Source organism: Burkholderia sp. BCC1208 (genome assembly GCF_902833095.1).
In the GTDB taxonomy this organism is placed as follows: domain Bacteria; phylum Pseudomonadota; class Gammaproteobacteria; order Burkholderiales; family Burkholderiaceae; genus Burkholderia.
The window spans coordinates 58,038-83,334 of the sequence record NZ_CADFDY010000004.1; the positions used below are offsets into that span (position 1 = coordinate 58,038).

At 69.0% G+C, this 25,297-nt stretch carries 25 protein-coding genes and 1 pseudogene; 12 read left to right on the top strand and 14 right to left on the bottom strand.

Annotated elements, in window-relative coordinates:
• Positions 1-12: 12 nt before the first annotated feature.
• From HWX09_RS10550 to fliE, 6 genes are all read right to left on the bottom strand, one after another.
• Positions 13-747 carry a PepSY-associated TM helix domain-containing protein gene (locus HWX09_RS10550; protein ID WP_027785706.1) on the bottom strand — a complete coding sequence of 245 codons (735 nt, stop codon included), beginning with the start codon at positions 745-747 and terminating at the stop codon, positions 13-15.
• Positions 748-1,017: 270 nt separating this feature from the next.
• Positions 1,018-1,335, bottom strand: coding sequence for an EscU/YscU/HrcU family type III secretion system export apparatus switch protein (locus HWX09_RS10555; protein WP_027785707.1), 318 nt, complete (start codon positions 1,333-1,335; stop codon positions 1,018-1,020).
• A complete protein-coding gene (locus HWX09_RS10560; RefSeq protein WP_027785708.1) occupies positions 1,332-2,684 on the bottom strand; it encodes a flagellar hook-length control protein FliK in 1,353 nt (450 codons plus the stop codon). The genes HWX09_RS10555 and HWX09_RS10560 overlap by 4 nt, the downstream gene beginning before the upstream one ends.
• Before the next feature lie 162 nt (positions 2,685-2,846).
• Complete coding sequence (locus tag HWX09_RS10565; RefSeq protein ID WP_027785709.1) at positions 2,847-3,179, bottom strand: flagellar protein FliT; 333 nt, start codon at positions 3,177-3,179, stop codon at positions 2,847-2,849.
• Complete coding sequence (fliS, locus tag HWX09_RS10570) at positions 3,176-3,610, bottom strand: flagellar export chaperone FliS (protein ID WP_006486995.1); 435 nt, start codon at positions 3,608-3,610, stop codon at positions 3,176-3,178. Before fliS ends, HWX09_RS10565 begins: the two co-directional genes overlap by 4 nt.
• A 272-nt stretch (positions 3,611-3,882) precedes the next feature.
• Positions 3,883-4,227 carry a flagellar hook-basal body complex protein FliE gene (fliE, locus tag HWX09_RS10575; protein ID WP_006486991.1) on the bottom strand — a complete coding sequence of 115 codons (345 nt, stop codon included), beginning with the start codon at positions 4,225-4,227 and terminating at the stop codon, positions 3,883-3,885.
• A gap of 248 nt (positions 4,228-4,475) precedes the next feature.
• Here fliE and fliF point away from each other — a divergent pair, with 248 nt between their 5' ends.
• The 6 genes from fliF to HWX09_RS10605 are packed head-to-tail and all read left to right on the top strand — an operon-like array spanning position 4,476 to position 11,298.
• Positions 4,476-6,239 carry a flagellar basal-body MS-ring/collar protein FliF gene (fliF, locus tag HWX09_RS10580; RefSeq protein ID WP_027785710.1) on the top strand — a complete coding sequence of 588 codons (1,764 nt, stop codon included), beginning with the start codon at positions 4,476-4,478 and terminating at the stop codon, positions 6,237-6,239.
• A complete protein-coding gene (gene fliG, locus HWX09_RS10585) occupies positions 6,229-7,224 on the top strand; it encodes a flagellar motor switch protein FliG (RefSeq protein WP_027785711.1) in 996 nt (331 codons plus the stop codon). Before fliF ends, fliG begins: the two co-directional genes overlap by 11 nt.
• The gene (gene fliH / locus HWX09_RS10590; RefSeq protein WP_027785712.1) at positions 7,217-7,900 is read left to right on the top strand and encodes a flagellar assembly protein FliH; all 684 of its coding nucleotides are present in this window, start codon (positions 7,217-7,219) and stop codon (positions 7,898-7,900) included. Before fliG ends, fliH begins: the two co-directional genes overlap by 8 nt.
• Entirely contained in the window at positions 7,894-9,432 is a 1,539-nt protein-coding gene (gene fliI, locus HWX09_RS10595) for a flagellar protein export ATPase FliI (protein WP_027785713.1), read from the top strand. The genes fliH and fliI overlap by 7 nt, the downstream gene beginning before the upstream one ends.
• A 5-nt stretch (positions 9,433-9,437) precedes the next feature.
• Positions 9,438-9,896 (top strand): flagellar export protein FliJ, encoded by a 459-nt coding sequence (fliJ, locus tag HWX09_RS10600; protein ID WP_011546447.1) that lies wholly within the window; start codon positions 9,438-9,440, stop codon positions 9,894-9,896.
• A gap of 31 nt (positions 9,897-9,927) precedes the next feature.
• Positions 9,928-11,298 (top strand): flagellar hook-length control protein FliK, encoded by a 1,371-nt coding sequence (locus HWX09_RS10605; protein ID WP_027785714.1) that lies wholly within the window; start codon positions 9,928-9,930, stop codon positions 11,296-11,298.
• A gap of 27 nt (positions 11,299-11,325) precedes the next feature.
• Here HWX09_RS10605 and HWX09_RS10610 read toward each other — a convergent pair whose 3' ends face one another.
• Positions 11,326-12,966 (bottom strand): GMC family oxidoreductase N-terminal domain-containing protein, encoded by a 1,641-nt coding sequence (locus HWX09_RS10610; protein ID WP_027785715.1) that lies wholly within the window; start codon positions 12,964-12,966, stop codon positions 11,326-11,328.
• 725 nt (positions 12,967-13,691) lie between these two features.
• Here HWX09_RS10610 and HWX09_RS10615 point away from each other — a divergent pair.
• Positions 13,692-15,134, top strand: a complete 1,443-nt coding sequence (locus HWX09_RS10615) for a coniferyl aldehyde dehydrogenase (RefSeq protein ID WP_027785717.1) — start codon at positions 13,692-13,694, stop codon at positions 15,132-15,134.
• A 75-nt stretch (positions 15,135-15,209) separates the two neighbouring features.
• Here HWX09_RS10615 and HWX09_RS10620 read toward each other — a convergent pair whose 3' ends face one another.
• On the bottom strand, positions 15,210-16,232 hold the full coding sequence (locus HWX09_RS10620; RefSeq protein WP_027785718.1) for a serine/threonine protein kinase: 1,023 nt from the start codon (positions 16,230-16,232) through the stop codon (positions 15,210-15,212).
• A 56-nt stretch (positions 16,233-16,288) separates the two neighbouring features.
• Positions 16,289-16,501 carry a hypothetical protein gene (locus HWX09_RS10625; protein ID WP_027785719.1) on the bottom strand — a complete coding sequence of 71 codons (213 nt, stop codon included), beginning with the start codon at positions 16,499-16,501 and terminating at the stop codon, positions 16,289-16,291.
• Positions 16,502-17,320: 819 nt separating this feature from the next.
• Here HWX09_RS10625 and HWX09_RS10630 point away from each other — a divergent pair.
• Both HWX09_RS10630 and HWX09_RS10635 read left to right on the top strand, forming a co-directional pair.
• Positions 17,321-18,211, top strand: a complete 891-nt coding sequence (locus HWX09_RS10630; RefSeq protein ID WP_027785720.1) for a DMT family transporter — start codon at positions 17,321-17,323, stop codon at positions 18,209-18,211.
• A gap of 353 nt (positions 18,212-18,564) precedes the next feature.
• Positions 18,565-18,750 carry a hypothetical protein gene (locus HWX09_RS10635; RefSeq protein ID WP_006482800.1) on the top strand — a complete coding sequence of 62 codons (186 nt, stop codon included), beginning with the start codon at positions 18,565-18,567 and terminating at the stop codon, positions 18,748-18,750.
• A gap of 107 nt (positions 18,751-18,857) precedes the next feature.
• Here HWX09_RS10635 and mgrA read toward each other — a convergent pair whose 3' ends face one another.
• Positions 18,858-19,901: an L-glyceraldehyde 3-phosphate reductase gene (gene mgrA, locus HWX09_RS10640; protein ID WP_027785721.1), complete on the bottom strand. Its 1,044-nt coding sequence runs from the start codon at positions 19,899-19,901 to the stop codon at positions 18,858-18,860.
• 193 nt (positions 19,902-20,094) lie between these two features.
• Between mgrA and HWX09_RS10645 the strand changes: the two genes are divergently transcribed.
• Complete coding sequence (locus HWX09_RS10645; RefSeq protein ID WP_027785722.1) at positions 20,095-20,301, top strand: DUF3185 family protein; 207 nt, start codon at positions 20,095-20,097, stop codon at positions 20,299-20,301.
• Between the two features lie 161 nt (positions 20,302-20,462).
• Here the strand turns inward: HWX09_RS10645 and HWX09_RS10650 are convergent, their stop codons facing one another.
• Complete coding sequence (locus HWX09_RS10650; protein ID WP_027785723.1) at positions 20,463-21,236, bottom strand: phytanoyl-CoA dioxygenase family protein; 774 nt, start codon at positions 21,234-21,236, stop codon at positions 20,463-20,465.
• Positions 21,237-21,588: 352 nt separating this feature from the next.
• Between HWX09_RS10650 and HWX09_RS10655 the strand changes: the two genes are divergently transcribed.
• Positions 21,589-21,930: a hypothetical protein gene (locus HWX09_RS10655; protein ID WP_027785724.1), complete on the top strand. Its 342-nt coding sequence runs from the start codon at positions 21,589-21,591 to the stop codon at positions 21,928-21,930.
• Between the two features lie 110 nt (positions 21,931-22,040).
• On the opposite strand, the gene metK is transcribed toward HWX09_RS10655, so the two are convergent.
• Positions 22,041-23,228: a methionine adenosyltransferase gene (metK, locus tag HWX09_RS10660; RefSeq protein ID WP_006482984.1), complete on the bottom strand. Its 1,188-nt coding sequence runs from the start codon at positions 23,226-23,228 to the stop codon at positions 22,041-22,043.
• Between the two features lie 265 nt (positions 23,229-23,493).
• Here metK and lpxL point away from each other — a divergent pair, with 265 nt between their 5' ends.
• Positions 23,494-24,378, top strand: a complete 885-nt coding sequence (gene lpxL, locus HWX09_RS10665) for a lauroyl acyltransferase LpxL (protein ID WP_027785725.1) — start codon at positions 23,494-23,496, stop codon at positions 24,376-24,378.
• A 28-nt stretch (positions 24,379-24,406) separates the two neighbouring features.
• Here the strand turns inward: lpxL and HWX09_RS10670 are convergent, their stop codons facing one another.
• Entirely contained in the window at positions 24,407-24,715 is a 309-nt protein-coding gene (locus HWX09_RS10670) for a HigA family addiction module antitoxin (protein ID WP_027785726.1), read from the bottom strand.
• A 16-nt stretch (positions 24,716-24,731) separates the two neighbouring features.
• Positions 24,732-25,007, bottom strand: a pseudogene (locus HWX09_RS10675) (type II toxin-antitoxin system RelE/ParE family toxin); the annotation flags it as partial.
• Positions 25,008-25,297 lie beyond the last annotated feature (290 nt).

The following is a 25,297-nucleotide window of genomic DNA, read 5'->3' on the forward strand; positions in this document are numbered from 1 at the left end:
CGCGGACGTCGCTCAGGTCAGGCCGGCCGCCAGCGCGGCGGCAACCGAACCGACCACCAGCACGACGCCGACCGTGCGGCGCTTGTTCAGCTCGGTCCACAGCAGCACGCCCGTCAGCGACAGCAGGATCAGCGAGCCTGCGATCGTATCCATCAGCAGCACCCAGCCGAGATTCATCCCGACGCCGCGATGCAGGTTGTTCAGCGTCGTCAGGAACGTGTTGCCCGTGCGTTTCACCGACACGTAGCCGTTGCCGACCCAGTACTCGGCCTGCAGGTTCTGGTGCGGCCCGAACACGCCGAATTGCCAGTGCTCGGGCTGCATCACGCGCTTGTCGCCCCACGCGACGGCCTGCGCGGGTTCCTTGCGCATGCGGCCTGGCTTGCCGTCGAAATGCAGCTCCCGCTGCAGCCATTTCGTCATCGCGGCGGGCGTCTTCGGCACCGGATCCGGCAGCGCGATCTGCATCTCCTCGACCTGCGGCTCGCCGGTCGAGATCTTCAGCGGCGGTGCGCGGTGGTTCAGCAGCACACCGGTCACGCCGAACAGCAGCCCGAGCACCGCGCCCCACAGCCCGACCCAGCCGTGCACCTTGCGCAGCCACTTGATGAAAGTCGCGCGCCGCGAGCGCTGACGGCGCGCGGCCAGCTCGTCGTCGTTCAGCGGGCGGCCCGCCGGGTGCAGTACGGTGATGCCGGCGCGCGGCATGCCCGTCTTGGGCGGGTCGATCGTTTCGGGCGCGTTCACGCGAAAGTATCCATTCGTTCAAAACGACGGGCGGCGCGCAGGAAGTGCGCGCCGCCCGGGCAGCATGAAAATGAGAATGGATATCATTACACAAATTGAAAGCCGACTCAATCCGTCCGCGCACGAAGCGGCAGGTCCGGCGTGCGCGAGAACGCGGACGAAATGCACTTTTTGCAGCGCGATGACGATCGATAGACCGAAAATGCCGGCAAAACGGTGCCCGCAAGCCGCGGACAGCCGTTCGTAAGAAGCCGCCCGACGTCAGCCCGTTCAGCGCAACGGCGGCAACGGAAACCGCGGCGCGGCCTCGTCCGGCGCGGGCTCGGTGCGATCGAGCGCGTACAGCCACGCGAGCAGGTCCGCGACCGCCTGATAGAGCTGCGGCGGAATCCGGTCGTCGAGATCGACCTGCATCAGCAGCGACACCATCTCCGGCGCCGTATGCACGTACAGCCCCGCGTCGTGCGCGCGCGCGACGATCATCTCGGCGAGCACCCCGTAACCCTTCGCCACCACGCGCGGCGCCGCATCGCCGCCTTTCGGATCGTAGACGAGCGCGGCCGCGCGCTTGCGGGACGTCATGCTCATCGCAGCGCCTCGTCATCGTCGCCCGGCACCCGTGCGCCGGGGCCGCCGGCCGCGCCGCGCGCGTATGCGGCGGCGGCTGCCTGCGCGGCGAACAGGTCGAAGCCGTCGGGCCCGTCGTCGACCGCACGGATCGACAGCCCGCCCACCCTGAGCCCGGATCCCTCGAGCCGCTGCCGTAGCGCGGCTTCGTTGCGCGCGAGACGGTCGGCGCCCGTCTGGTTCGCGCGCAACCGCGCGACGAGCTGCGCGCCGTTCAGCACCAGCTCGGCATCGACCGTACCGAGCGACGGCAGCGTCAGCGTCAGGCGCGTTCGCCACGCGATACCGTCGCCCGTGTCGTCGTCGCCGCCGCGCGGTGCGCGATGGCCCGGCTCGTCGGGTTCGATCGTCCAGTCGAGCCGCGCGCCGGGCCACGCCTCGCCGGTCCAGCGAAACTGGTCGGTCGCGAGCGCATCGAGCTGCTGCCGAACGAGCGGCACGGCGGCCGGGTGCACGGTCGCGAGCGGCGACGCCTGCGAATCGGACGATGCGGCGGCCAGCTCGGCACGCGCGGGCGTCCAGCGCGTATCGGCGTGCGCCGCCAGCGGATCGGCGAGGTCGGCCGGCAACGATGCGCCCTGCCGGGCCGCCGTCGGCGCGGCCTGCGCAAGATCGTGCGCAGGCGCGCCGCCTTGGGCCGGCGGTGGCGCGCTGGCCCGTGCGGCGGCCGGCAGCGACGGGCGCTGCGCGAGCAGTTCGTCGAGCACGTCGGTCGGCTCGTGCGGAACGGCTTCCGGCTCGGCCGGCGCGAGCGCGGTCGCGAGGCGTGCCTGCGGCTCGCGCAGCAGCGCCGCGAGCGGACGCTGGCCGGCCAGCCACTGCGCCAGATGGGATTCGTAGAAGAGGCCGCTTTCACTCACGGCCTGCGCGAGCGCCGCGCGCAACGCCACGGCCTGCGGCGGCGCGGCCGCATCGCGCACCGCCGCGGCGGGCGACGCTTCAGCGGAAGCCGGCGTGGAAGATGCAGCGGAACCGGACGCAGCCGGCACGGGCGCGGGCACGGGCGTATCGGCGAGCAGCACGGCGGGATCGGCCAGCAGCGGCAGCCGCCCGACGATCGCCGGCGTCGCATCGCCGCCCGAGCGCGAGATCGCGTCGAGCGCGCGCCCGACCTCGGACAGCGCGGTCTGCGTGGAAGCAGGCGGCGCGGCGGGCGGGCTGCCGGCCGGCGGCGGGGACGACGCGCCGGCGCCCGGCGTGCCGACCTGCGAGGTCGCGCCGCCGCCGGCGGGCGCCGATACGGTGCCGGTCAGCAGGCTGTCGAGACGGCTCGCCAGCAGTGCGGCCGCAACGGAGTCGATACCGGTCATGATCGGAGCCTGCTCACCTTCGGGTCCGTTCCGTATGCAAGCGGACCCTGCACGTCGTTGCGAATGCGGGCGCGGCACGCACGCCGGTGCCGCCCGCGGGAACAGCGCGCGCCGCGTGCGGCACCGGGCCCGGGCGCCTCGCCCGTCTCCCGGAACACGGCCCTACCCGCGCGCGCGATAGAGATCGGTCAATACCTGGGTCGAGCGCCGCGCCTCGAACAGCGCGGACAGCCGCGCGACGTCCGGGCTCGCGAGATCGCGGATCGCGGCGTCGTCGGCCAGGATGCGACGGATCAGGTCGAGCTTGCGGCCGAGATCCGATTCGTCGAGCGCGACGCCCGGATCGGCCTCCTTCAACCCGTCGACGAGCTGCATGAATTCGGCCTGCAACCCCGGCAACGCGCTCCAGTCGGCATCGCGCGCGGCGCACAGCATCCGGCCCGACACGGCGGCGAGCGCCTCGTAACGCGCGAAGTATTCGGCCTTGTGACTCATCGTGATGCTTCCGCTACCTGTTGCGCGGCCATCCGCGCGACTTCCGGGGCGATGCCCGTCCATGCTTCCTCGAGCGTCGCGAGCAAGCCGTCGACCTCGACCAGCATCGCGTCGCTCGCCTGCGCGTTCGCTTCCAGCAAACGCCGGCCGATATACGCATACAGCGCATTGAGCCGGTCGGCGATCTCGCCGCCCGCGTCGCGGTTCAGCGACGCCTGCAGGCCGCTCTCGACGATCCGGATCGCCTTGCCGATCGCTTCGCCGCGCCCGGCTACGTTGTCCTGCTGCAAATGCATGCGCGCCAGCGCGATCGCCTGCCGCGCGCCCTGGTACAGCATCGCGATCAGCCGGTGCGGGGAGGCGCCCATCACCCCGGTCTCGACGCCGACACGCGCGTACGCACTGGCTCCAGCGTGTCCTGGGGAAAACATGCGCTTCTCCTTTTACTTGCCTTGGGCTGTACGGGAGCCGCCGTCGTGCGTCGCACGGCGCGGCCTTCACCGAGTTATCGGAAGGGATTTGAAAAGCTTTAGGTGCGCCGGGGCTGCCGTCGGGCAAGCGATGTCGGCCCGCCGGCCCCGTTCCGCAAGCGCCGAACCGTCCCGGGATGCCCGTCGTCGGCCGACCGGCCCCGGATGCCCGTCGTCGGATGTCCGCCCCCGGATGCCCGTCGCCGGATGCGCGCCCCCGGATGCCCGTCGCCTCACACCGACATCTGCATGATGTCGTTGTAAGCGCTCACTAGCTTGTTGCGGACCTGGAGCCCGAACTGGAAGCCGATATTGGCTTTCTGCATGTCGACCATCACGTCGTTCAGCGAGATGTTCGGCGCGCCGACCTCGAACGCCTTCGCCTCGCCGAGCGCGTGCTGCTGGTCGCCGCTGATCTTGTCGAGCGACGCCTTCATCGCGCTCGCGAACGTGCCGGCCGTCGCCGCGCCCGAGCCGGCCAGCGCCGCCGTCGGGCTCGCGACGCCGCCGGACGCCTGCGCGGCCATCGACTGCATCTGTTGCAACACCGAACCGATTCCGCTGACGTTCGCAGTCATGCTGTCCCCAGACATAGAGAAGAAACCCGGACGCACCGGGTGATCCGCCGGCGCCGCACCACGCGCACCATGCCGGATCGCGAAAAAGGATAGCAGCGCGGCGCGCGTCAAAGCCGAGAAAGTACGGGGGAAACCCCGCTCTTTTCGGTCGATCGGAGTGCGCCGCGGGTCACGATAATCGCATCGTGTCATTGTCCGCCCGCTCGTCCGAGCGAGCTCAGTCGTCCCGCTCCGGAGAAACTCGACGCATGGATTCGCAGGCCAACTCGCTGATCAACCCAGACGCCCGCGCGGGCCTCAGCCCGGCGCCCGCCACCGCCGCGGCCGCCGCGTTGCCGGGCGCGGGCGGCGCGGGCGCGGACTTCGGGCTTGGCGGCTTCGCGGAACGCATTCCCGGCATCTCGCGGATGAAGGGCAACCCGAAGCTGCCGTTCGTGATCGCCGTCGCGTTCGCGATCGCCGCGATCACCGCGCTCGTGCTGTGGAGCCGGGCGCCCGACTACCGCGTGCTGTACAGCAACCTGTCGGACCGCGACGGCGGCGCGATCATTGCCGCACTCCAGCAGGCAAACGTTCCCTACAAGTTCGCCGATGCCGGCGGCGCGATCCTCGTGCCGTCGAGCCAGGTGCACGAAACGCGCCTGAAGCTCGCCGCGATGGGGCTGCCGAAGGGCGGCTCGGTCGGCTTCGAGCTGATGGACAACCAGAAATTCGGCATCAGCCAGTTCGCCGAGCAGATCAATTACCAACGCGCGCTCGAAGGCGAGCTGCAGCGCACCATCGAATCGATCAATGCCGTGCGCGGCGCGCGCGTGCATCTCGCGATCCCGAAGCCGTCGGTGTTCGTGCGCGACAAGGAAGCGCCGAGCGCGTCGGTGTTCGTCGACCTCTACCCGGGCCGCGTGCTCGACGAGGGTCAGGTGCAGGCGATCACGCGGATGGTGTCGTCCGGCGTGCCCGACATGCCGGCGAAGAACGTGACGATCGTCGACCAGGACGGCAACCTGCTGACCCAGACCGCATCCGCCTCCGGCCTCGACGCGAGCCAGCTCAAGTACGTGCAGCAGGTCGAACACAACACGCAGAAGCGCATCGACGCGATCCTCGCGCCGATCTTCGGCGCCGGCAACGCGCGCTCGCAGGTCAGCGCGGATCTCGATTTCTCGAAGATCGAGCAGACGTCGGAAAGCTACGGCCCGAACGGCACGCCGCAGCAGGCTGCGATCCGCAGCCAGCAGACCAGCAGCGCGACCGAACTCGCGCAGGGCGGCGCGTCGGGCGTGCCGGGCGCGCTGTCGAACACGCCGCCGCAGCCGGCTTCCGCGCCGATCGTCGCCGGCAACGGCCAGAACGGGCCGCAGACGACGCCGGTCAGCGACCGCAAGGACCAGACGACCAACTACGAGCTCGACAAGACGATCCGCCATCTCGAACAGCCGATGGGCAGCGTGAAGCGGCTGTCGGTCGCGGTCGTCGTCAACTACCAGCCGATCGCCGACGCGAAGGGCCACGTGACGATGCAGCCGCTGCCGCCCGCGAAGCTCGCGCAGGTCGAACAGCTCGTGAAGGACGCGATGGGCTACGACGAGAAGCGCGGCGACTCGGTGAACGTCGTGAACAGCGCGTTCTCGACCGTGAGCGACCCGTACACCGACCTGCCGTGGTGGCGCCAGCCCGACATGATCGCGATGGCGAAGGAAGCCGCGAAGTGGCTCGGCATCGCGGCGGCCGCGGCGGCGCTCTACTTCATGTTCGTGCGCCCGGCGATGCGCCGCGCGTTTCCTGCGCCCGAGCCGGCCGCGCCGGCGCTCGCGGCGCCGGACGACGCGCTCGCGCTCGACGGCCTGCCCGCGCCGGAAAAGGCGGCGGAGGAAGTCGATCCGCTGCTGCTGGGCTTCGAAAACGAGAAGAACCGCTACGAACGCAACCTCGACTACGCGCGCACGATCGCCCGCCAGGATCCGAAGATCGTCGCCACCGTCGTGAAGAACTGGGTGTCCGATGAACGCTGAAGGCTTGACCAAGAGCGCGCTGCTGCTGATGTCGATCGGCGAGGAAGAGGCCGCGCAGGTATTCAAGTTCCTCGCGCCGCGCGAGGTCCAGAAGATCGGCGCCGCGATGGCCGCGCTGAAGAACGTCACGCGCGAGCAGGTCGAGGACGTGCTGCAGGAGTTCGTCAAGGAAGCCGAGCAGCACACCGCGCTGTCGCTCGATTCGAGCGAGTACATCCGCTCGGTGCTGACGAAGGCGCTCGGCGAGGACAAGGCCGGCGTGCTGATCGACCGCATCCTGCAGGGCAGCGACACGAGCGGCATCGAGGGCCTGAAATGGATGGATTCGGGCGCGGTGGCCGAACTGATCAAGAACGAGCATCCGCAGATCATCGCGACGATCCTCGTGCACCTCGACCGCGACCAGGCGTCCGAAATCGCGTCGTGCTTCACCGAACGGCTGCGTAACGACGTGCTGCTGCGGATCGCGACGCTCGACGGCATCCAGCCGGCCGCGCTGCGCGAGCTCGACGACGTGCTGACGGGCCTGCTGTCCGGCAGCGACAACCTGAAGCGCAGCCCGATGGGCGGCATCCGCACGGCGGCCGAGATCCTGAACTTCATGACGAGCGTGCACGAGGAAGGCGTCCTCGAAAGCGTGCGCCAGTACGACGCCGATCTCGCGCAGAAGATCATCGACCAGATGTTCGTGTTCGAGAACCTGCTCGAGCTCGAGGATCGCGCGATCCAGATGGTGCTCAAGGAAGTCGAGTCGGAAACGCTGATCGTCGCGCTGAAGGGTGCGCCGCCGGCGCTGCGCCAGAAGTTCCTGGCGAACATGTCGCAGCGCGCGGCCGAACTGCTCGCCGAGGATCTCGACGCGCGCGGCCCGGTGCGCGTGTCCGAAGTCGAGACGCAGCAGCGCCGCATCCTGCAGATCGTGCGCAACCTCGCCGAGAGCGGCCAGATCGCGATCGGCGGCAAGGCGGAAGACGCGTATGTCTGATTCGGCGAGCGATCGCGTGGGCACCCTCACCGCATACCAGCGGTGGGAGATGGCGTCGTTCGACCCGCCGCCGCCCCCGCCGCCGCCCGACGACGCGGCGGCCGCTGCCGCCGCGCTCGCCGAGGAACTGCAGCGCGTGCGCGACGCCGCGCACGCCGAAGGCCATGCGGCCGGCCACGTCGAAGGCCAGGCGCTCGGCTATCAGGCCGGTTTCGAGCAGGGCCGCGAGCAGGGTTTCGAGGCCGGCCAGGCCGACGCCCGCGAACAGGCCGCGCAGCTCGCGGCGCTCGCCGCGTCGTTCCGCGAAGCCGTATCGGCGGTCGAACACGATCTCGCGTCCGACCTCGCGCAACTCGCGCTCGACATCGCGCAGCAGGTCGTGCGCCAGCACGTGAAGCACGACCCGGCCGCGCTGGTCGCCGCCGTGCGCGACGTGCTCGCGGCCGAACCCGCGCTGTCCGGCGCGCCGCATCTCGCGGTGAATCCGGCCGACCTGCCCGTCGTCGAAGCGTATCTGCAGGATGACCTCGACACGCTCGGCTGGAACGTGCGCACCGACGCGTCGATCGAGCGCGGCGGCTGCCGCGCGCATGCCGCGACCGGCGAGGTCGACGCGACGCTGCCCACGCGCTGGCAGCGCGTGGCCGCCGCGATCGGCAAGGTGAGCACGTGGTGACGCGCTTGCCCGACGCGCTCGCGCACGACGGCATGACGCCGCTCGAACGCGAACTCGCGCTCGCGTCGTTCGGGCCGGCGGCCGCGCACGATCCCGCCCACGACACCGCGCCGCATGCAGCGGCCTCGGCCGCCGCCCCGCGCGCGCCGCACAATCCGCATCTCGCGCACTGGCGCACGCACCTGAACGGGCTCGCCGCACGCAGCCACCACGCGCTGCCGCTGCGGCCGTGCGGACGCCTCACGCGCGCGGCCGGCCTCGTGCTCGAAGCGATCGGGCTGCGCCTGTCGGTCGGCGCCGAATGCACGATCGAACTGCCGCCCGGCAGCACGCTGCCGCACGCGGTAGCCGAAGTCGTCGGTTTCGGCGGCGACCGCCTGTTCCTGATGCCGACCACCGACGTCGCCGGCGTCCTGCCCGGCGCACGCGTGTGGCCGCGCGAAAGCGCGCCCGTCACCGATCCGCTCGCGGGCGCGAAGCGGCTGCCGGTCGGCTGGGAAATGCTCGGGCGCGTCGTCGACGCGTCGGGCCGCCCGCTCGACGGCCTCGGCCCGCTCGCGTCGAAAGTCGACGCGCCGCTGTCGGCGCCGTCGATCAACCCGCTCGATCGCGAGCCGATCCACCACGTGCTCGACGTCGGCGTGCGCGCGATCAACGCGCTGCTCACCGTCGGCCGCGGCCAGCGGATGGGCCTGTTCGCCGGCTCCGGCGTCGGCAAGTCGGTGCTGCTCGGCACGATGGCGCGCTACACGAGCGCGGAAGTGATCGTGATCGGCCTGATCGGCGAACGCGGCCGCGAAGTGAAGGAATTCATCGAACAGATCCTCGGCGAGGACGGGCTCGCGCGCTCGGTCGTCGTCGCGGCGCCGGCCGACGTGTCGCCGCTGTTGCGGATGCAGGGCGCCGCGTACGCGACGTCGCTCGCCGAGTATTTCCGCGACCAGGGCAAGCACGTGCTGCTGCTGATGGATTCGCTGACGCGCTACGCGATGGCGCAGCGCGAGATCGCGCTGGCGATCGGCGAGCCGCCCGCGACGAAAGGCTATCCGCCGTCGGTGTTCGCGAAGCTGCCCGCGCTCGTCGAGCGCACCGGCAACGGGCCCGAAGGCGGCGGCTCGATCACCGCGTTCTACACGGTGCTGACCGAAGGCGACGATCAGCAGGACCCGATCGCCGATTCGGCGCGCGCGATCCTCGACGGCCACATCGTGCTGTCGCGTGCGCTCGCCGAGGCCGGCCACTATCCCGCGATCGACATCGAGGCGTCGATCAGCCGCGCGATGACCGCGCTGATCGACGAAACGCATCTCGATCACGTGCGGCAGTTCAAGCAGATGCTGTCGCGCTACCAGCGCAATCGCGACCTGATCGCGGTGGGCGCCTACGCACCCGGCCGCGACGCCCAGCTCGACCGCGCGATCGCGCTCTACCCGCGCATCGAGGCGTTCCTGCAGCAGGGCTTTCGCGAATGCGCGCCGTTCGCATCGAGCCTCACCGCGCTCGATGCGCTGTTCGACGCTTACGGAGGCTGATCCCGATGGCCCACGGCTTTCCCCTTCAGTTGCTGCTCGACCGCGCGCAGGAAGACCTCGATTCGGCCGCGAAGCAGCTCGGCACCGCGCAGCGCGACCGCACCGCGGCGGCCGAACAGCTCGACGCCCTGCTGCGCTATCGCGACGAATATCACGCGCGCTTCGCGCAATCCGCGCAGAGCGGGATGCCGGCCGGCAACTGGCGCAATTTCCAGGCGTTCATCGACACGCTCGATGCGGCGATCGCGCAGCAGCGCACCGTGCTCGCCGCGGCCGAAGTCCGCATCGACGAGGCGCGCCCGAACTGGCAGCAGAAGAAACGTACCGTCGGCTCGTATGAAATCCTGCAGGCGCGCGGCGTCGCGCAGGAAGCGCAGCGCGACGCCCGGCGCGAACAGCGCGACGCCGACGAACACGCCGCGAAGATCCTGCGCATGCGGGCCGACGCGGCCCGCTCGTCGTAACCGACCACCGCATTCGAACGAGAGAACCGTCATGCCTCCCCTCCCCCTGCTCGGTGCGCTGCTCGACACCGCCGGCGCCGCACTCAAGGCCGCCCGCGGCTCGGGTGCGTCCGCCGCCAACGATGCGTCGGCCGCCGCGAGCGCCGTGCCGTTCGCGCAGACGCTGAAGCAAAGCGTCGCCACGCGCGGCGATACGGCCAACGCCGGTACACCGGACGTGCCGGCCAAACAGGTTTCGTCGAAGCCGGCAGCCGGTGCAAAGGCGTCCGGCACGAACGACGACGACGCGACCGACGATACGGCCGCGACCGCCACCGCCAACCCCGATGCCGCCGCGCTCGCGGCCGCCGCCGCCGTGCAGGCGCAACTGCAGGCGCGCGTGGACCAAACGCCGCCCGCTGACGCAGCGACCGCCGCTGCCGCTGCCGCCACGACGCAAAAGACGGCCGTATCCGGCCAGCCGGACGCCACGGCCATGCTCGCCACCCATGCAACCCAGGACGCGGCCGCCCAACCGAGCGACCCGGCATCGAGCCGCGACGCGCTGCAAGCCGCGCTCGCCAAGCTGACGGGCGGCGCGGGCGCGATCGCGATGCCGGCGAGCGGCACGGCCGCGGCCACACCCGCGGCCGCAGCCACGACGGCGACGGCGACCGCCTCGAATGCCGCCGCGCCGCTGACGCCGAAAGTGCCGACGTTCGACCGCACGCTCGCCGACGCGAAAGGCGCGCTCGCCACCCAGCAGACGCCGGCTCAGGTCACCCCGCAAGCGCTGCAGGCCGACGCGAACGCGCAGTCCGGCACCCAGCACGCGCTCACGGCGGCCAGCAACGCGACGGACCCGGCCGCCAGCGCGACGCTCGCGGCCGGCGCAACGGCCGCCGCCGCCGCGCAGGCGAACCTGCAACTGTCGCCGGCCGCCGGCGCGATCGCCGCCGCCAACGCGCACGTGCTCGCGCCGCACGTCGGCACGGCCGACTGGACGGATGCACTGAGCCAGAAAGTGGTGTTCCTGTCGAATGCGCACCAGCAGAGCGCCGAGCTGACGCTCAACCCGCCCGATCTCGGGCCGCTGCAGGTCGTGCTGCGCGTCGCGGACAATCACGCGCACGCGCTGTTCGTGTCGCAGCACGCCCAGGTGCGCGACGCGGTCGAAGCCGCGCTGCCGAAGCTGCGCGAGGCGATGGAAGCGGGCGGGCTCGGGCTCGGCAGCGCGACCGTCAGCGACGGCGGCCTCGCCTCGCAACAGCAGCCCAACCCGCAGCAGACCTTCGCCGGCGGCCAGTCGTCGCGACGCGGGAACGGCGGACCGTCAGCCGTCGATGCACCGGCCGACGCCGCGCAATCCGCACCGGTCGCCGTGCGCGCGAGCCGCGCCGGCCTCGTCGATACGTTTGCCTGAGCATGGCCGCCGCCGTGCGCGCGCCGCCTAGCGGCCGTGCACCACGGCAGCCGCCTCGCCGCGCGGCACGCTGCCCCGGCGCGCCGCGACGATGAAGTCGGCCGCGCGTTCGCCGATCATCACCGACGGCGCATTCGTGTTCCCGCCGATCAGCGTCGGCATCACCGACGCATCCACCACGCGCAGCCCGTCGACGCCGCGCACGCGCAGTTGCGGATCGACGACCGCGCGCGCATCGCTGCCCATCCGGCAGGTGCCGACCGGGTGATAGATCGTGTCCGCATGCGCGACGATCGTCGCGCGCAGCTCCGCTTCGCTCTGGTCCGGCCGCGTGTACAGCTCGCGCCCGCCCTGCGACGCGAGCGGCGCCTGCGACAGGATGCGCCGCATCGCCTGCGTGCCGCGCACCAGCAGGTCGAGGTCGCGTGAATCGCTGAAGAAGCGCGGATCGATCAGCGGCGCGTCGCGCGCATCGCCGCTCGCGAGCGCCACCGTGCCGCGACTGAACGGCCGCAATGCGCACACGTGCAGCGAATAGCCGAAGCCCCAGTGCATCTTGCGGTTGTGATCGTCGACGAGCGCCGTGCAGAAATGCAGTTGCAGGTCGGGCCGCTCGAGCGACGGATCGCTCTTGATGAAGCCGCCGGCCTCCGCGACGTTGCTCGTCATCATCCCCGTGCGGCTCGAGAAATAGCGCGCGAGCGCCGGCGTCATTTTCGCGATGCCGCGCAGGCACACGCCGACCAGCTCGGACGAATTCACGCGCGTGTTGATGATGAAGTCGATGTGGTCGATCAGGTTCGTGCCGACGTCCGGCGCATCCTGCACGACCGCGATCCCGTGCCGGCGCAATTGCTCTGCCGGGCCGATCCCCGAGCACATCAGCAGTTGCGGCGAATTGAACGCGCCGGCCGACAGAATCACTTCCGCACGCGCGCCGAAAGTCTCGACCCGCCCGTTGCGCGATACGACGACGCCGACCGCGCGCTTGCCGTCGAACCCGACGCGCAGCACCGTCGCATCGGTGATCACGTGCAGGTTCGGCCGGTCGCGGCCGTAGATGTACGCGCGCGCCACGCTGCAGCGCGAGCCGTCGCGATGCGTGACCTGATAGAAGCCGACGCCTTCCTGCGTCGCGCCGTTGAAGTCGTCGTTCAGCGGATAGCCGGCCGCGTGCGCGGCCTGGATGAATCGTTCGGAGAACGGATTGCGAAAGCGCAGATCCGACACCGACAGCGGGCCGTCCGCGCCGTGCCACGCGTCGGCGCCGCGTGCGTTGCCTTCCGCGCGGCGGAAATACGGCAGCACGTCCTGCCAGCCCCAGCCCGTCGCGCCGAGCCGCGCCCACTCGTCGTAGTCGCCCGGGTGGCCGCGCGTGTAGATCATCGCGTTGATCGCGCTCGAACCGCCCATCCCGCGCCCGCGCGGCTGGTAACCGCGCCGCCCGCCGAGGCCCGGCTGCGGCACCGTCTCGTAGCCGTAGTTGGTGCCGAGCTTGAACGGCACCAGCGCCGCGATGCCGACCGGCATGTTGACGAGCAGGTTGCGCTCCGTATGCGAGCCGGCCTCGATCAGCGCGATCGTCGCATCGGGGCAGGCATCGGCGAGACGGCCGGCGAGGCTCGATCCGCCCGAACCGCCGCCGACGATGATGTAGTCGTATTGCATGTCACGTCTCCGTCGTGTCATGGAAGGCGCCCGGCACCGCCGCGCGACCGCGTCTCCTCTTGTGTTCGGGCATTGTAGGAATGGCCGTCGCGTGCGCGGCGCGCGGATTCAAGAGCGATTCCTCTAAACGCCCGCGTGAACTAAATTTAAGATGTACCGATGCGCTTCGCGCGATGCACCGGCCACGAGAAGCCGATTCGTCGCGAAACGGGAGGAACGACGATGCAGCGCCGGATTCTGCAGGCCGCGTGCCGACCGGGTGATCCGCAGGCCACGCGCGCGGCCCGCATTTCATTTCAAACGGCGGCCCGCGCGACGATGCACGGCGTCATGCGCGCGGTCGGTCGAAATCGAACGACGCGTGTCGTCGCCGACCGTTTGGACGGTGTGTCGGCGCCGACGCACGATGCGCGGCGACCCGCCGTCGCATACGCATCGCACTGCCCTGCCGCGGCGTATCGGCAGACGATCGCAAGGCGGCATCGCGTGCCCGCTCGTCACCGTATCGAGTCGTGTGCGCAGGCCGTGCGGCACGATTTTCGGACGCGGGCACCGTCGCGCGGATACGACGCCTGCCGCGTGCCGCAACCGGTTTTCGAATACCCGTCGCATCCGGCCCCGTGCCGTGCGACACGCATCACCCGATCCGCGTCGCCGCGCTCGCCGAGCGTGCGCGTGCGGCGTGACGGCCGGCCGATCAGCCAGGCCCAACTGGAGGAGACGACATGAAGAACGACCTGCCCGAACTGGCCCCTCAAGCACTGCCGTCGGTCGACACGCTGACGTCGCTGCTGCACGACCAGCGCGCGGCGTACCTGCGCGCGCCGTACCCCGCATGGGACACGCGTGCGCAGCACCTGCGCGCGCTGCGCACGATGCTGATCGATCACGCGGATGCGCTCGCCGACGCGATCAGCGCCGATTTCGGCCATCGCGCGAAACAGGAAGTGCTGCTGTCGGAAATCTGGATGGCGAAGGAAGAGATCGACGATGCGCTGAAGCACGGCAAGCGCTGGATGAAGCCGATCCGCAAGCCGATGAACAAGTGGCTGCGTCCGGCGCGCGCGAAGGTGATTCCGCAGCCGCTCGGCGTGGTCGGCATCGTCGTGCCGTGGAACTACCCGGTGCTGCTCGCGGCGGGCCCGCTGATCTGCGCGCTCGCCGCCGGCAACCGTGCGATCGTCAAGATGTCCGAACTGACGCCGCGCACGTCGGCGCTGTTCGAGCAGCTCATCGGCAAGACCTTCGCGCGCGACCACGTCGCGGTCGTGAACGGCGACGCAGAGGTCGGCGCCGCGTTCAGCGCGCTGCCGTTCGATCATCTGCTGTTCACCGGCTCGACGCACGTCGGCCGCCACGTGATGCGCGCGGCCGCCGACCACCTCACGCCCGTCACGCTCGAACTCGGCGGCAAGTCGCCGGCGATCGTCGGCCCGAATGCGCGCTTCGACGCGGCCGTCGACGCGATCGTCGCCGGCAAGACGCTGAACGCCGGCCAGACCTGCATCGCGCCCGACTACGTGCTGCTGCCGCGCGGAATGGAAGGCGCGTTCATCGAGCGCGCGCGGACCCGCTTCGCGAAGCTGTATCCGGACCTGTCGGCCAACGGCGACTACACGACGATCGTGTCGCCGCGTCACTACGCACGCCTGCAGCAACTCGCGAGCGACGCGCAGGCGGCCGGCGCGCAGCTGCATCCGCTGTCCGACGCGCAGTCCGATCCCGCGTCGCGCCGCTTCGTGCCGTGCGCGGTCACGCACGCGCCGGCCGCGTCGCCGCTGATGCAGGAAGAGATCTTCGGGCCGCTGCTGCCGCTCGTGCCGTACGAGCGGATCGACGAGGCGATCGCGTACGTCAATGCGCGCCCGCGTCCGCTCGCGTTGTACCTGTTCGACGAGGATCGCGGCACGATCGACCGCGTGATGCGCGAAACGGTCTCGGGCGGCGTATCGATCAACGAAACGCTGATGCACATCGCGTGCGGCAGTTTGCCGTTCGGCGGCGTCGGTGCGAGCGGCATGGGCGCGTATCACGGCTACGACGGCTTCGTGACGTTCTCGAAGATGAAGCCGGTGCTCACGCAGGCACGGCTGAACGCACGCAACCTGCTCGCGCCGCCGTACGGCAAGCGCTTCGCCGCGCTGATCAAGCTGATGCTGAAGTTCTGAGCCGGCCGGGCCGCGCGCGTCGCGTCGCGGCCCTTGCGCGCCTGCCGCGCGGCGTCGATGCCGCGCACGCGGCCGTCACACCGGCCAGAGCGGCCCTTCCTGCATCGCGCCGATCTGCTCGCGCAATTCGAGCACGCGCGCTTCCCAGTAACGATGCGTGTTGAACCACGGGAAGGCGGCCGGAAACGCGGGGTCGTCCCAGCGCCGCGCGAGCCACGCCGCGTAATGGATCAGCCGCAGCGTGCGCAGCGCCTCGACCAGATGCAGCTCGCGCGGCTCGAATTCGCAGAAATCCTCGTAGCCGGCAAGCAGGTCCGCCAGCGCGCGCGACGCGCCTTCGCGATCGCCCGGCAGCAGGAGCCACAGATCCTGGACGGCCGGCGCCATCCGGCTGTCGTCGAAGTCGACGAAATGCGGGCCGGCATCGGTCCACAGCACGTTGCTCGGATGACAGTCGCCGTGCGTGCGCAGCAGACGAATCTCTCCCGCGCGCTCGAACGCGGCCTCGACGCCTTCGAGGGCGAGCGCGACCGCGGTCGCGTATGCCGGTCTTACGTCATCCGGAATGAAATCGTGCGCGAGCAGATAGTCGCGCGGCTCGTAGCCGAACGTATGGATGTCGAGCACGGGACGTGCGACATACGGCTGCGTCGCGCCGACCGCATGAATGCGGCCGATGAAGCGGCCGAGCCATTCGAGCGTGTCGCTGCGGTCGAGATCGGGGGCGCGGCCGCCACGCCGCTCGAAGATCGAGAAGCGGAAACCGTCGAACGCGTGCAGCGTGCGGCCGTCGAACGATCGCGCGGGCACCGCCGGAATCTCGCGCGCGGCGAGTTCGGCGACGAACGCATGTTCTTCGAGAATCGCGTCGTCCGACCAGCGCGCGGGCCGATAGAACTTCGCGACGACCGGCGGGCAGTCTTCGATACCGACCTGGTAGACGCGGTTTTCGTAGCTGTTGAGGGCGAGCAGTCGCCCGTCGGTGCGCAGGCCGACCGGCATCAGCACGCTGTCGAGCGCGTCGAGCACGCATTCGGGCGTGAGGCCGGCGAACGGCGGGCTGGCGGGAGAAGCGGGAGCGGAAGTGGCGTCTGTCATGCCCCGCATTGTGCCGCCAGCCGGACCGAAAGACGAGCGTCCGATGCGATGTGTGCTTAGTGAAGCGCCGCGCCGGCCGGCAGGACGGATTCGCCGGTGTCGATCAGATCCTCCAGAAAGAACGGCTCGGTGTTGAGTTCTTTCGACTCACCCGGCACGCCCTCGTACCAGGTCACCATGGCCATGTCGCCCAGGATGCGCTGGACGATGCCGCGCGCGCCCTTCGGCACCGCGATATGGGTAGTGCAGACGATCGACCCGATATGCATGATGGTTCCCCACTCTTGAATCTTGAAACCCGGCCCGCTGGCGAGCCGGCAAATGCGCGATCCGCGCCGCTCTCGGCGGAGCGTTGCGCGTGATCCCATTGTTCACGGTTTATCGAAGCGCGAAAAGAAGAAGAAGCAGGCGAAGCGCCGCGAATTCGTCGAATGTCTCCAATCAACCACTGCGCCGGGCACGCACTTGCCCGCCCGGCTTCCCCCATCATACCCTGTCGAATGTGACTGCCCGCCGAAACCGCCCGGCGCCGCCGCGCGCACGTGATCGACGCAACGCGCGTACCGCTTCGCTTCTTCCGTGCGGGATCGTCGGCACACGCGCCGCGATCGGCGCCCACATCACGTCGCGCGCATCGCATGCCGATCGCTTTTCACCGTTCGTCGAATGCTTGCGTGCGCAGCGGCCGACGCATCGGTGTCGGCCTGCATCGACGCAGCCCATCGCTCGCGACAGGCAGCCGCCGACAGGAGTTGCACTCGACGGTTGCCTTGCTGTACCTTAGGCTTTCATTCGCGTTCAATCGCATTCCGACACGATGTATCCGCTCACGTCCGCCCTCGCCAGATCCCGGCCGCAGTTCGACTCGCGGCCGCAGGCGTGCGTGCATCCGTCGGTCCTTCCTCCTCCTGTCGCACCGCCGCTCGTCTGCGCTGCGCCGCCCCCGCCGGCGGCACGCGCCGGCTGACTGGCCGGCTTCCGTTTTCGTCTTCCATTCGCGCCGTCGGCTATCGATGCGTGCGTCATGACGCACGGCACGTTGCCGCGCGCGAATGGAACGTTTCGATCCGTTCGACAGGTGGATTCACATGGTTTCGTTCAAACGCGCGCTTGCCGCGCATGGCGCGACGTCGCTCTTCGTTCTGCTGTGGAGCAGCGGCGCGATCTTCGCTGAACTCGGTCTGCGTCACGCATCCGCGTTCGCCTTTCTCACTGCCCGTTTCGCGCTCGCATCGCTCGTGCTGCTCGCGCTGGCGTTCGTGCGCAAACGCTGGCTGCCGCCGCGCGGCGAGCGGCGCATGGCCGCGCTGACCGGCTTGCTGATGATGGGCGGCTATTCGATCTTCTACCTGCTCGCGCTCGAGCGCGGCATCGCACCCGGCGTGCTCGCGACGATCCTCGGCGTGCAGCCGATCCTCACGCTCGCGATCGTCGAGCGTCGTCACTGGCAGCCGGTGCGCATCGCGGGGCTCGCGCTGTCGCTCACCGGCCTCGCGCTCGTTGTCGGCCGTGGCGTGAGCGGCGGGACGGGCGGCCTGTCGGCTGCCGGCATCGCGTGCGCGCTCACGGCGCTCGTCGCGCTGACCGTCGGCTCGCTGCTGCAAAAGCGCGTACGCGCGGCGCCCGCCGACGTGCTGCCGCTGCAGAATGCGATCGGCCTCGCGCTGTGCGTCGCGATCGTGCCGTTCCGGCCAGTGTCGTTCGACACGAGCTGGGCGTTCGTCGTGCCGCTGCTGTGGCTCGGCATCGTGATTTCGGTGATCGCGCAACTGCTGTTCTACCGGTTGATGCAGCGCGGCGATCTCGTCAACGTGACGAGCCTGTTCTATCTCGTGCCCGTCGTCACCACGCTGATGGATGCCGTGTGGCTCGGCAACCGGCCCGAGCCGCTCGCGCTCGCCGGCATGGGCGCGATCATCGCCGGGCTCGCGCTCGTGTTCCGCGCGCCGGCCGCACGCCCGCAACCCGACCGTGCGTAAGCGCGCGGGCCGCCGCGCCCGCGGATGCGGCGGCCCGTATCGGACATATACGACGATTCCGCGGCAATCGAAAGGAACGGGAAAGATTCATGCAAGGCGTTCGTCTTGCTTGTACGAAAACCGCGCGCTTCTCGAGGCTTTCCACTGATTTTTAATGGTTCGGATAGCGAAAAACGCCACCGGTTGCCTATACTCGAATGGACCGGCCTGCACGCAACGGGCCGGACCACACTACAAACACCCGGCATGGGACCGGGGTGAGCGCACGCGTGCCGACTTCGGCCGACCTCCCGCGAGGGATGAAGCCCAGGCAAGCGTTGAAGCGCGCACCTCGGCCGACACTGGAGACACGCATGACCACCTATTTCACGATCGGCGACTTCATCCTGTTGATTCCGATGGCGCTGGCCGGAGCGCTATTTCTCGGCGCGGTGCCGTGCGCGACCCAATTCCGTCACAACCTGCTGCGCGTGCTCGGCGTCATTCTCGGCGTCGGTGTCGCGGTGTTGCTCGTTGAAGGCTTGCCTGCGCTGATCTAGCGCGCTCACCCGTGCTTGACGCGCTTCGCTGCACCGCGGCGAAGCGACTGATTGCCCGCGAGCTGCGATACGGCACGCGATGTGTCGCATGCCGTATCGACTTCCGGTCAGATCGCCTGATCGGTGGACGGCTTTTCCCACAGATTGATGCCGCCTTCCGTCGCGTAACGATCGATCTCCGCGAGTTCCTCCGCCGAGAATTCGAGGTTCTTCAACGCACCGACGTTCTCGCGCACCTGCTCCGCGCGGCTCGCGCCGATCAGCGCGGACGTCACGCGACCGTTACGCAGCACCCACGCCAGCGCCATCTGCGCCAGGCTCTGCCCGCGCCGTTCGGCGATCGCGTTGAGCTTGCGCACATGCTCGAGGTTGTCCGCGCTCAGATGATCCTGCTTCAGCGAGCCACCGCCCGGCTTGTTCACGCGCGCGTCGGCCGGCACGCCATTCAGGTACTTCGACGTCAGCAAGCCCTGCGCGAGCGGCGTGAACGCGATGCTGCCCGCGCCGACGTCGTCGAGCGTGCCGAGCAGGTCGCTCTCGATCCAGCGGTTCAGCATGTTGTACGAAGGCTGGTGAATCAGCAGCGGCACCTTGTATTGCGCGAGCAGCTCGGCCATCTCACGCGTCTTCGCGGCCGAATACGACGAGATGCCGATGTAGAGCGCCTTGCCCTGCTGCACGGCCGACGCCAGTGCGCCCGCCGTTTCCTCGAGCGGCGTGTGCGCGTCGAAACGGTGCGAATAGAAGATGTCGACGTAGTCGAGCCCCATGCGCTGCAGGCTCTGGTCGAGACTCGCGAGCACGTACTTGCGCGATCCGCCGCCGCTGCCGTACGGCCCCGGCCACATGTCCCAGCCGGCCTTCGTCGAGATCAGCAGCTCGTCGCGATACGGCCGGAAATCCTCCTTCAGCAGCCGGCCGAAATTGATTTCGGCGCTGCCGTACGGCGGCCCGTAGTTGTTCGCGAGGTCGAAGTGGTTGATGCCGAGGTCGAACGCGGTGCGCAGGATCTCGCGCTGCGTCGAGATCGGCGTCGAGTCGCCGAAGTTGTGCCACAGACCCAGCGACAGGGCGGGCAGTTTGAGCCCGGATTTGCCGCAGGTGCGGTATTGCATGCCGGCATAACGTTCGGAAGCTGCTTCGTAGGCCATGAGTCTGTTCCGTCAGGACATCGGGGAAAGGGACGCGCGCCGGCCGCGCACATGACGCGACGGCGGCGAAGGAGTCATACGACGACTATGGTAGCGAAAGCGGCCGGATCACGCACGGCGGCACGGCGATGGACGCGACCGCGGCCGTCGCCTACACTGCGGCGTCTCGAATCACCGTTTCAGCGAGGTTGGTATGTCCCGGGTCATCTCGGTTGCACTGCTCGTCGGCGGCATCGTGCTGCTGTATTTCGGCGGCCAGTCGTTCCATTCGATCAACGACGACGTGTCGCGCTTCTTCACCGGCTCGCCCGCGACGAAGACGATCCTGCTGATCGTCGGCGGCGCCGTCGCGTCGTTCGTCGGCCTGATCGGCCTCGCGATGCCGGGCAGCAAGCGCTGATCGCCGCGCATCGCGACGCGCGCACGGGCCGCCTCGTGCGCGCGGGCCGCACCAGACGAAACGGGCGGCCGCGCCGCCCGTTGCTTCATTCGCCCGCGATGCGCCGCATCGCGTGATCGTGTGATCGCGGCGGCGGCAACGCCCGCCGCCCCGATCCACGCCTAGAACTGCACTTCCGGCTTCGACGCCGAGCGTGTGCCGGGCACCGGCCGGTTGCTTGCGCCGTGATACGTGTACACGAGCGAGAACTTCACCTGATCGGAACGGTTCTGCCCCGCCGAATGCAGCGTGTTGCTATGGAAGAACACGACGTCGCCCGTCTGCAGCGACGGGCACGTGGCCGCGTCGATCATCCTGCGGTTTTCCGGCAGATCGCCGCGGAAGAACTTCGCATCGTCGAACGCTTCCGGCCCGAATTCGGCCGTATGCGAACCCGGCACGAGCCACAGCGCGCCGTTCTCGTTGGTTTCCGGCCCGAGGGCGAGCCATACCGACACCATGTCCGGGCGCTCGAACGCCCAGTAGCGGAAATCGCGATGCCAGCCGGTCAGGCTGCCGTACGCCGGGTGCTTCGTCATCATGCAGTTGTGATGCGCGCGCGACAGCACGGGCTTCTCGCCGAAATACTCGCGCATCCACGCGCCGATTTCAGGCGCGATCGCGCGCTCGGCAAACGCCGGATCGCGCGAATACGCATCGAGCAGCCGCCGCACCGTATGCCCGCCCGGCGCATGCTTCGACTCGGGCGCGCCCGGGTAGCGCAGGTCGGCCTCGAACTCGATCGGCTCGGCGGCCTCCCGCAACTGGCGCTCCGCGATCTGCCTGAGCGTTGCGCACTGCTCCTCGCCGACGAGGCCACGCGCGACGACGAAGCCGCGCTCGCGCAATTCCGCGACTTGCGCGCGGATCGATTCCGACTGCAATGGAGACGACATGGGATGCCAGACGTTTATTGTGTGAATGTGACGATTGTAAATCGGCGCCGGATACCGCGAACAGCGCCATTGTCGTGCGCAGGGGCATGCCAATCGCGGATTTGATCCAGCGCAAGGGAACTGTGCGACGCGGCACCTGCCTCAGCGACAGGCGGTATGCGGCACACGCCTTGCGGCACAAGGGTTTATCGCGACTTTTGCCCGTCATGAATCCCCTGTAGCCTGACGCGGCCTGTCAATTCTGGCGGGCGCGGCGCGCAGCGGGTTTCGGTAAGATCCGTTGCGCCATCCGAGGCCGTTCATACCAGTGCGCTCTCCAGGGCGCCACCCATACAAGCGAAGCATCGTTCACATGCCATTCCGTCTGACTTCCCGTTTCAACCGCGCTGCGAAGCGCGTCGTGCCGTCCGCTCCCGCCCGCTCGCTGCGCCATCACCGCGCACGCACGCAGGCACTGGCCGAGCGTACGCACACGCACAGCCGGCTGGACGGCATCCGTGCGTGGTTCCACGCATTTTTCTCGATGATGAGCGCGCAGGCGTTCGCGCGCCGCGCCGGCCTGCGCTCGCTGCTGCAGAAGCCGTCGTCGCTGCGCGCGCTCGCACTGCGTCGCACGCTCGGCCCGCAGCGCCGCATCAACCGCCCGCGCCGCCTCGCGGCGAGCGCCGGCTGGTTCGGGTTCAGCGCGCGCTGACCGAGTGCCCGGCGGGCATTGCCCGCTCAATTGTCGCCATTGCTTCGGCGATCGAAACCCATAAAAAAACCCCGGCCTTGCCGGGGTTTTTCATTTCGGGCGAACGACGCTTACGCGACGCGTGCCGTCGGCTCCACGCCGGCCGCTTCGGCCAGCGCGAGCGCCTTGTCGGTCGCTTCCCACGAGAACTCCGGCTCTTCGCGGCCGAAGTGGCCGTAAGCCGCGGTCTTCTCGTAGATCGGGCGCAGCAGGTCGAGCATCTTGATGATGCCCTTCGGACGCAGGTCGAAATGCTCGCGCACGAGCTTCGTGATCACCGCATCCGACACGCGGCCCGTGCCGAACGTGTTGACCATCACCGAGGTCGGCTCGGCGACGCCGATCGCGTACGACACCTGGATCAGCGCGCGCGACGCGAGGCCGGCGGCGACGATGTTCTTCGCGACGTAGCGGCCGGCATAGGCAGCCGAACGGTCGACCTTCGACGGATCCTTGCCCGAGAACGCGCCGCCGCCGTGCGGTGCGGCACCGCCGTAGGTATCGACGATGATCTTGCGGCCGGTCAGGCCGCAATCGCCCTGCGGGCCGCCGATCACGAACCGGCCGGTCGGGTTCACGAGGAACTTGATGTCGCCCTTGATCAGGTCGGCCGGCAGCGTCGGCTTGATGATTTCCTCGATCACCGCTTCGCGCAGCGCGGGCAGTTCGATGTCCGGTGCGTGCTGCGTCGACAGCACGACGGTGTCGATCGAATCGGGCTTGCCGTCGACATAGCGGACCGTCACCTGCGACTTCGCGTCCGGACGCAGCCATTGCAGGCGGCCGTCGCGGCGCAGGCTGGCCTGGCGCTCGACGAGGCGGTGCGACAGGTAGATCGGCAGCGGCATCAGTTCCGGCGTTTCGTCGCACGCATAGCCGAACATCAGGCCCTGGTCGCCCGCGCCTTGATCGAGGTTGTCGTCGTGTGCACGATCGACGCCCTGCGCGATGTCCGGCGACTGCTTGTCGTACGCGACGAGCACCGCGCAACCCTTGTAGTCGATGCCGTAGTCGGTGTTGTCGTAGCCGATGCGCTTGATCGTATCGCGCGCGATCTGGATGTAATCGATGTTGGCCGTCGTGGTGATTTCACCGGCCAGCACGACGAGACCCGTGTTGCACAGCGTTTCCGCCGCAACGCGCGAGTATTTGTCCTGCTCGAGGATGGCGTCGAGAATCGCGTCCGAGATTTGGTCCGCGACTTTGTCCGGATGGCCTTCGGAGACGGATTCGGACGTGAAGAGATAATCGTTTGCCACTTTTTCAGGCTCCTGTGTGGTTACGGTTGGTTTCACGTAGCCAGCTTCGTTGGGCCTGAAGCGGCGACGCTTTAGCGGATTACCAGGACCGGGCAGCGTGTGTTGCGCCAGCCGGCTTCGCCCCGCAAGTTGTCAGTTAACTCGGCGAAGCCCGTATTATAGCGGCTTTCCTGAATTGTCACAGAGCGCCGCCCGTGCTGCATCTTCCGCTGTCTCACCACCCTGTTCGCAACGTGCCGGCCAGCCGGCCCTACGGAGCTTCCGCATGCTAGGCCGCCTCGGCACGCACCTCGCCATCGGCTTGCTGAAGCTGCTCGCCCTGCTGCCGTACGGTCTGACCGCACGGTTCGGCGATGGCCTCGGCTGGCTGCTGTATCAGATCCCCAGCCGGCGAAAGCGCATCGTACATACGAATCTGAAACTCTGCTTCCCCGACTGGAGCGACGAGCGGCGCGAGGAAGTGGCGGGGCAGCACTTCCGCCATGCGATCCGCAGCTACGTCGAGCGCAGCGTGCAGTGGTTCGGCTCGGAGGAAAAGCTCGCGAAACTGATCCAGGTCGACAGCGCGGTCGATCTCACCGATCCCGACCTGCCGCCGACGCTGTTCCTCGGCCTGCACTTCGTCGGCATCGAAGCCGGTTCGATCTGGCTCAACCGGTCGCTGCAGCGCCGTTGCGGATCGCTGTACCAGCCGTTCTCGAACGCGGTGCTCGAGGAAGAGGCGAAGAAGGCGCGCGGGCGCTTCGACGCCGAGATGGTCGGCCGCGCGGACAGCGCGCGCGTCGTGCTGCGCTGGCTGCGCGACCGCAAGCCGGTGATGCTCGGCGCCGACATGGACTACGGGCTGCGCAACTCGACGTTCGTCCCGTTCTTCGGCGTGCCGGCCTGCACGCTGACGGCCGTCGGCCGGCTCGCGAAGACGGGCCGCGCGCAGGTCGTGCCGTTCATCGGCGAAGTGCTGCCGAACTACAAGGGCTACCGTCTGAAGGTATTCAAGCCGTGGGATCACTACCCGACCGGCGACGACGATCTCGACGCGCGGCGGATGAACGAATTCCTCGAGGAACAGATTCCGCTGATGCCCGAGCAGTATTACTGGGTGCACAAGCGCTTCAAGACGCGCCCGCCCGGCGAGCCGAGCCTGTACTGACCCTGCCGGACGAAACCCCGCCGGCGCGTCATGCGCGCGCCTGCGCTCTCGCTCTCGCCACCTTCGGCGCGCCTTTCGCGCGCGCCTGCCAGAGATCGAATGCCATCTGCTGCGCGAGCCATAGATCCGCACGGCCGCCGCGGTCCTCGCCCAGCCACGCTTCGAGACGCAGCGCCATTTCCGGCGAGATGCCGGCATGGCCGTGCAGGATCCGCGACAGCGCCGCGCGCGTCACGCCGAGCTGCGCGGCGGCCTCGGTGACGGTCAGGCCGAGCGCCGGCAGCACGTCATCGCGCAGCGCTTCGCCCGGATGGGGCGGATTGAAGATGCGTGTCATGGCTTGAATCACCTCGGTGGTAATCCTGGTAATTCACCAGGACGACGTCGGAGCCGTCGAACCTGAACGTCAGGCGCCAGTTACCGCTCACGCTCACCGCGTAGTAACCGTCCAGCCCGCCGGCAAGACCGTGGAAGCGCCAGCCCGGCACGTTCATGTCGAACGGCCGGCTCGCCACATCGAGACGGGCACGCTGGCGCCGCAGTCTCGGAGCATGGCCCGGCAGGATGCCCGCCTTGCTCCCGTTCATGAAAAACGCTTCCAGCCTCTTGTGCTGCCATGACTTGATCATGGACCTCCCATACTCAAGTCGCGATGTCGTCGGCATGGCCCACTGGCGTATAGCCAGACTATACGAATCGCTTGATCATCTTGTCAATTTGACCCGTACGAAAACGCTCATCCGGGTCGTCCCGTGCTCTCACCGTGCATCGGACACGCATCGCCAAGCCTCGCCTGCGCTGCGACAACGCCCGCCACACCGCATCAATTTGTCCCTCGCCACTGACGCGACCAGTCGACCGATCGACAGATACCGCCCATCCCGTCTGCACTGGCGACGCGAAACACCGGCCCGCGCAG

Coding starts and splice junctions, on each gene's coding strand:
- HWX09_RS10555 (WP_027785707.1), bottom strand. CDS start 1,335: ATGAGCATGACGTCCCGCAAGCGCGCGGCCGCGCTCGTCTACGATCCG.
- HWX09_RS10560 (WP_027785708.1), bottom strand. CDS start 2,684: ATGACCGGTATCGACTCCGTTGCGGCCGCACTGCTGGCGAGCCGTCTC.
- HWX09_RS10565 (WP_027785709.1), bottom strand. CDS start 3,179: ATGAGTCACAAGGCCGAATACTTCGCGCGTTACGAGGCGCTCGCCGCC.
- fliS (WP_006486995.1), bottom strand. CDS start 3,610: ATGTTTTCCCCAGGACACGCTGGAGCCAGTGCGTACGCGCGTGTCGGC.
- fliE (WP_006486991.1), bottom strand. CDS start 4,227: ATGACTGCGAACGTCAGCGGAATCGGTTCGGTGTTGCAACAGATGCAG.
- fliF (WP_027785710.1), top strand. CDS start 4,476: ATGGATTCGCAGGCCAACTCGCTGATCAACCCAGACGCCCGCGCGGGC.
- fliG (WP_027785711.1), top strand. CDS start 6,229: ATGAACGCTGAAGGCTTGACCAAGAGCGCGCTGCTGCTGATGTCGATC.
- fliH (WP_027785712.1), top strand. CDS start 7,217: ATGTCTGATTCGGCGAGCGATCGCGTGGGCACCCTCACCGCATACCAG.
- fliJ (WP_011546447.1), top strand. CDS start 9,438: ATGGCCCACGGCTTTCCCCTTCAGTTGCTGCTCGACCGCGCGCAGGAA.
- HWX09_RS10605 (WP_027785714.1), top strand. CDS start 9,928: ATGCCTCCCCTCCCCCTGCTCGGTGCGCTGCTCGACACCGCCGGCGCC.
- HWX09_RS10610 (WP_027785715.1), bottom strand. CDS start 12,966: ATGCAATACGACTACATCATCGTCGGCGGCGGTTCGGGCGGATCGAGC.
- HWX09_RS10615 (WP_027785717.1), top strand. CDS start 13,692: ATGAAGAACGACCTGCCCGAACTGGCCCCTCAAGCACTGCCGTCGGTC.
- HWX09_RS10620 (WP_027785718.1), bottom strand. CDS start 16,232: ATGACAGACGCCACTTCCGCTCCCGCTTCTCCCGCCAGCCCGCCGTTC.
- HWX09_RS10625 (WP_027785719.1), bottom strand. CDS start 16,501: ATGCATATCGGGTCGATCGTCTGCACTACCCATATCGCGGTGCCGAAG.
- HWX09_RS10630 (WP_027785720.1), top strand. CDS start 17,321: ATGGTTTCGTTCAAACGCGCGCTTGCCGCGCATGGCGCGACGTCGCTC.
- HWX09_RS10635 (WP_006482800.1), top strand. CDS start 18,565: ATGACCACCTATTTCACGATCGGCGACTTCATCCTGTTGATTCCGATG.
- mgrA (WP_027785721.1), bottom strand. CDS start 19,901: ATGGCCTACGAAGCAGCTTCCGAACGTTATGCCGGCATGCAATACCGC.
- HWX09_RS10645 (WP_027785722.1), top strand. CDS start 20,095: ATGTCCCGGGTCATCTCGGTTGCACTGCTCGTCGGCGGCATCGTGCTG.
- HWX09_RS10650 (WP_027785723.1), bottom strand. CDS start 21,236: ATGTCGTCTCCATTGCAGTCGGAATCGATCCGCGCGCAAGTCGCGGAA.
- HWX09_RS10655 (WP_027785724.1), top strand. CDS start 21,589: ATGCCATTCCGTCTGACTTCCCGTTTCAACCGCGCTGCGAAGCGCGTC.
- lpxL (WP_027785725.1), top strand. CDS start 23,494: ATGCTAGGCCGCCTCGGCACGCACCTCGCCATCGGCTTGCTGAAGCTG.
- HWX09_RS10670 (WP_027785726.1), bottom strand. CDS start 24,715: ATGACACGCATCTTCAATCCGCCCCATCCGGGCGAAGCGCTGCGCGAT.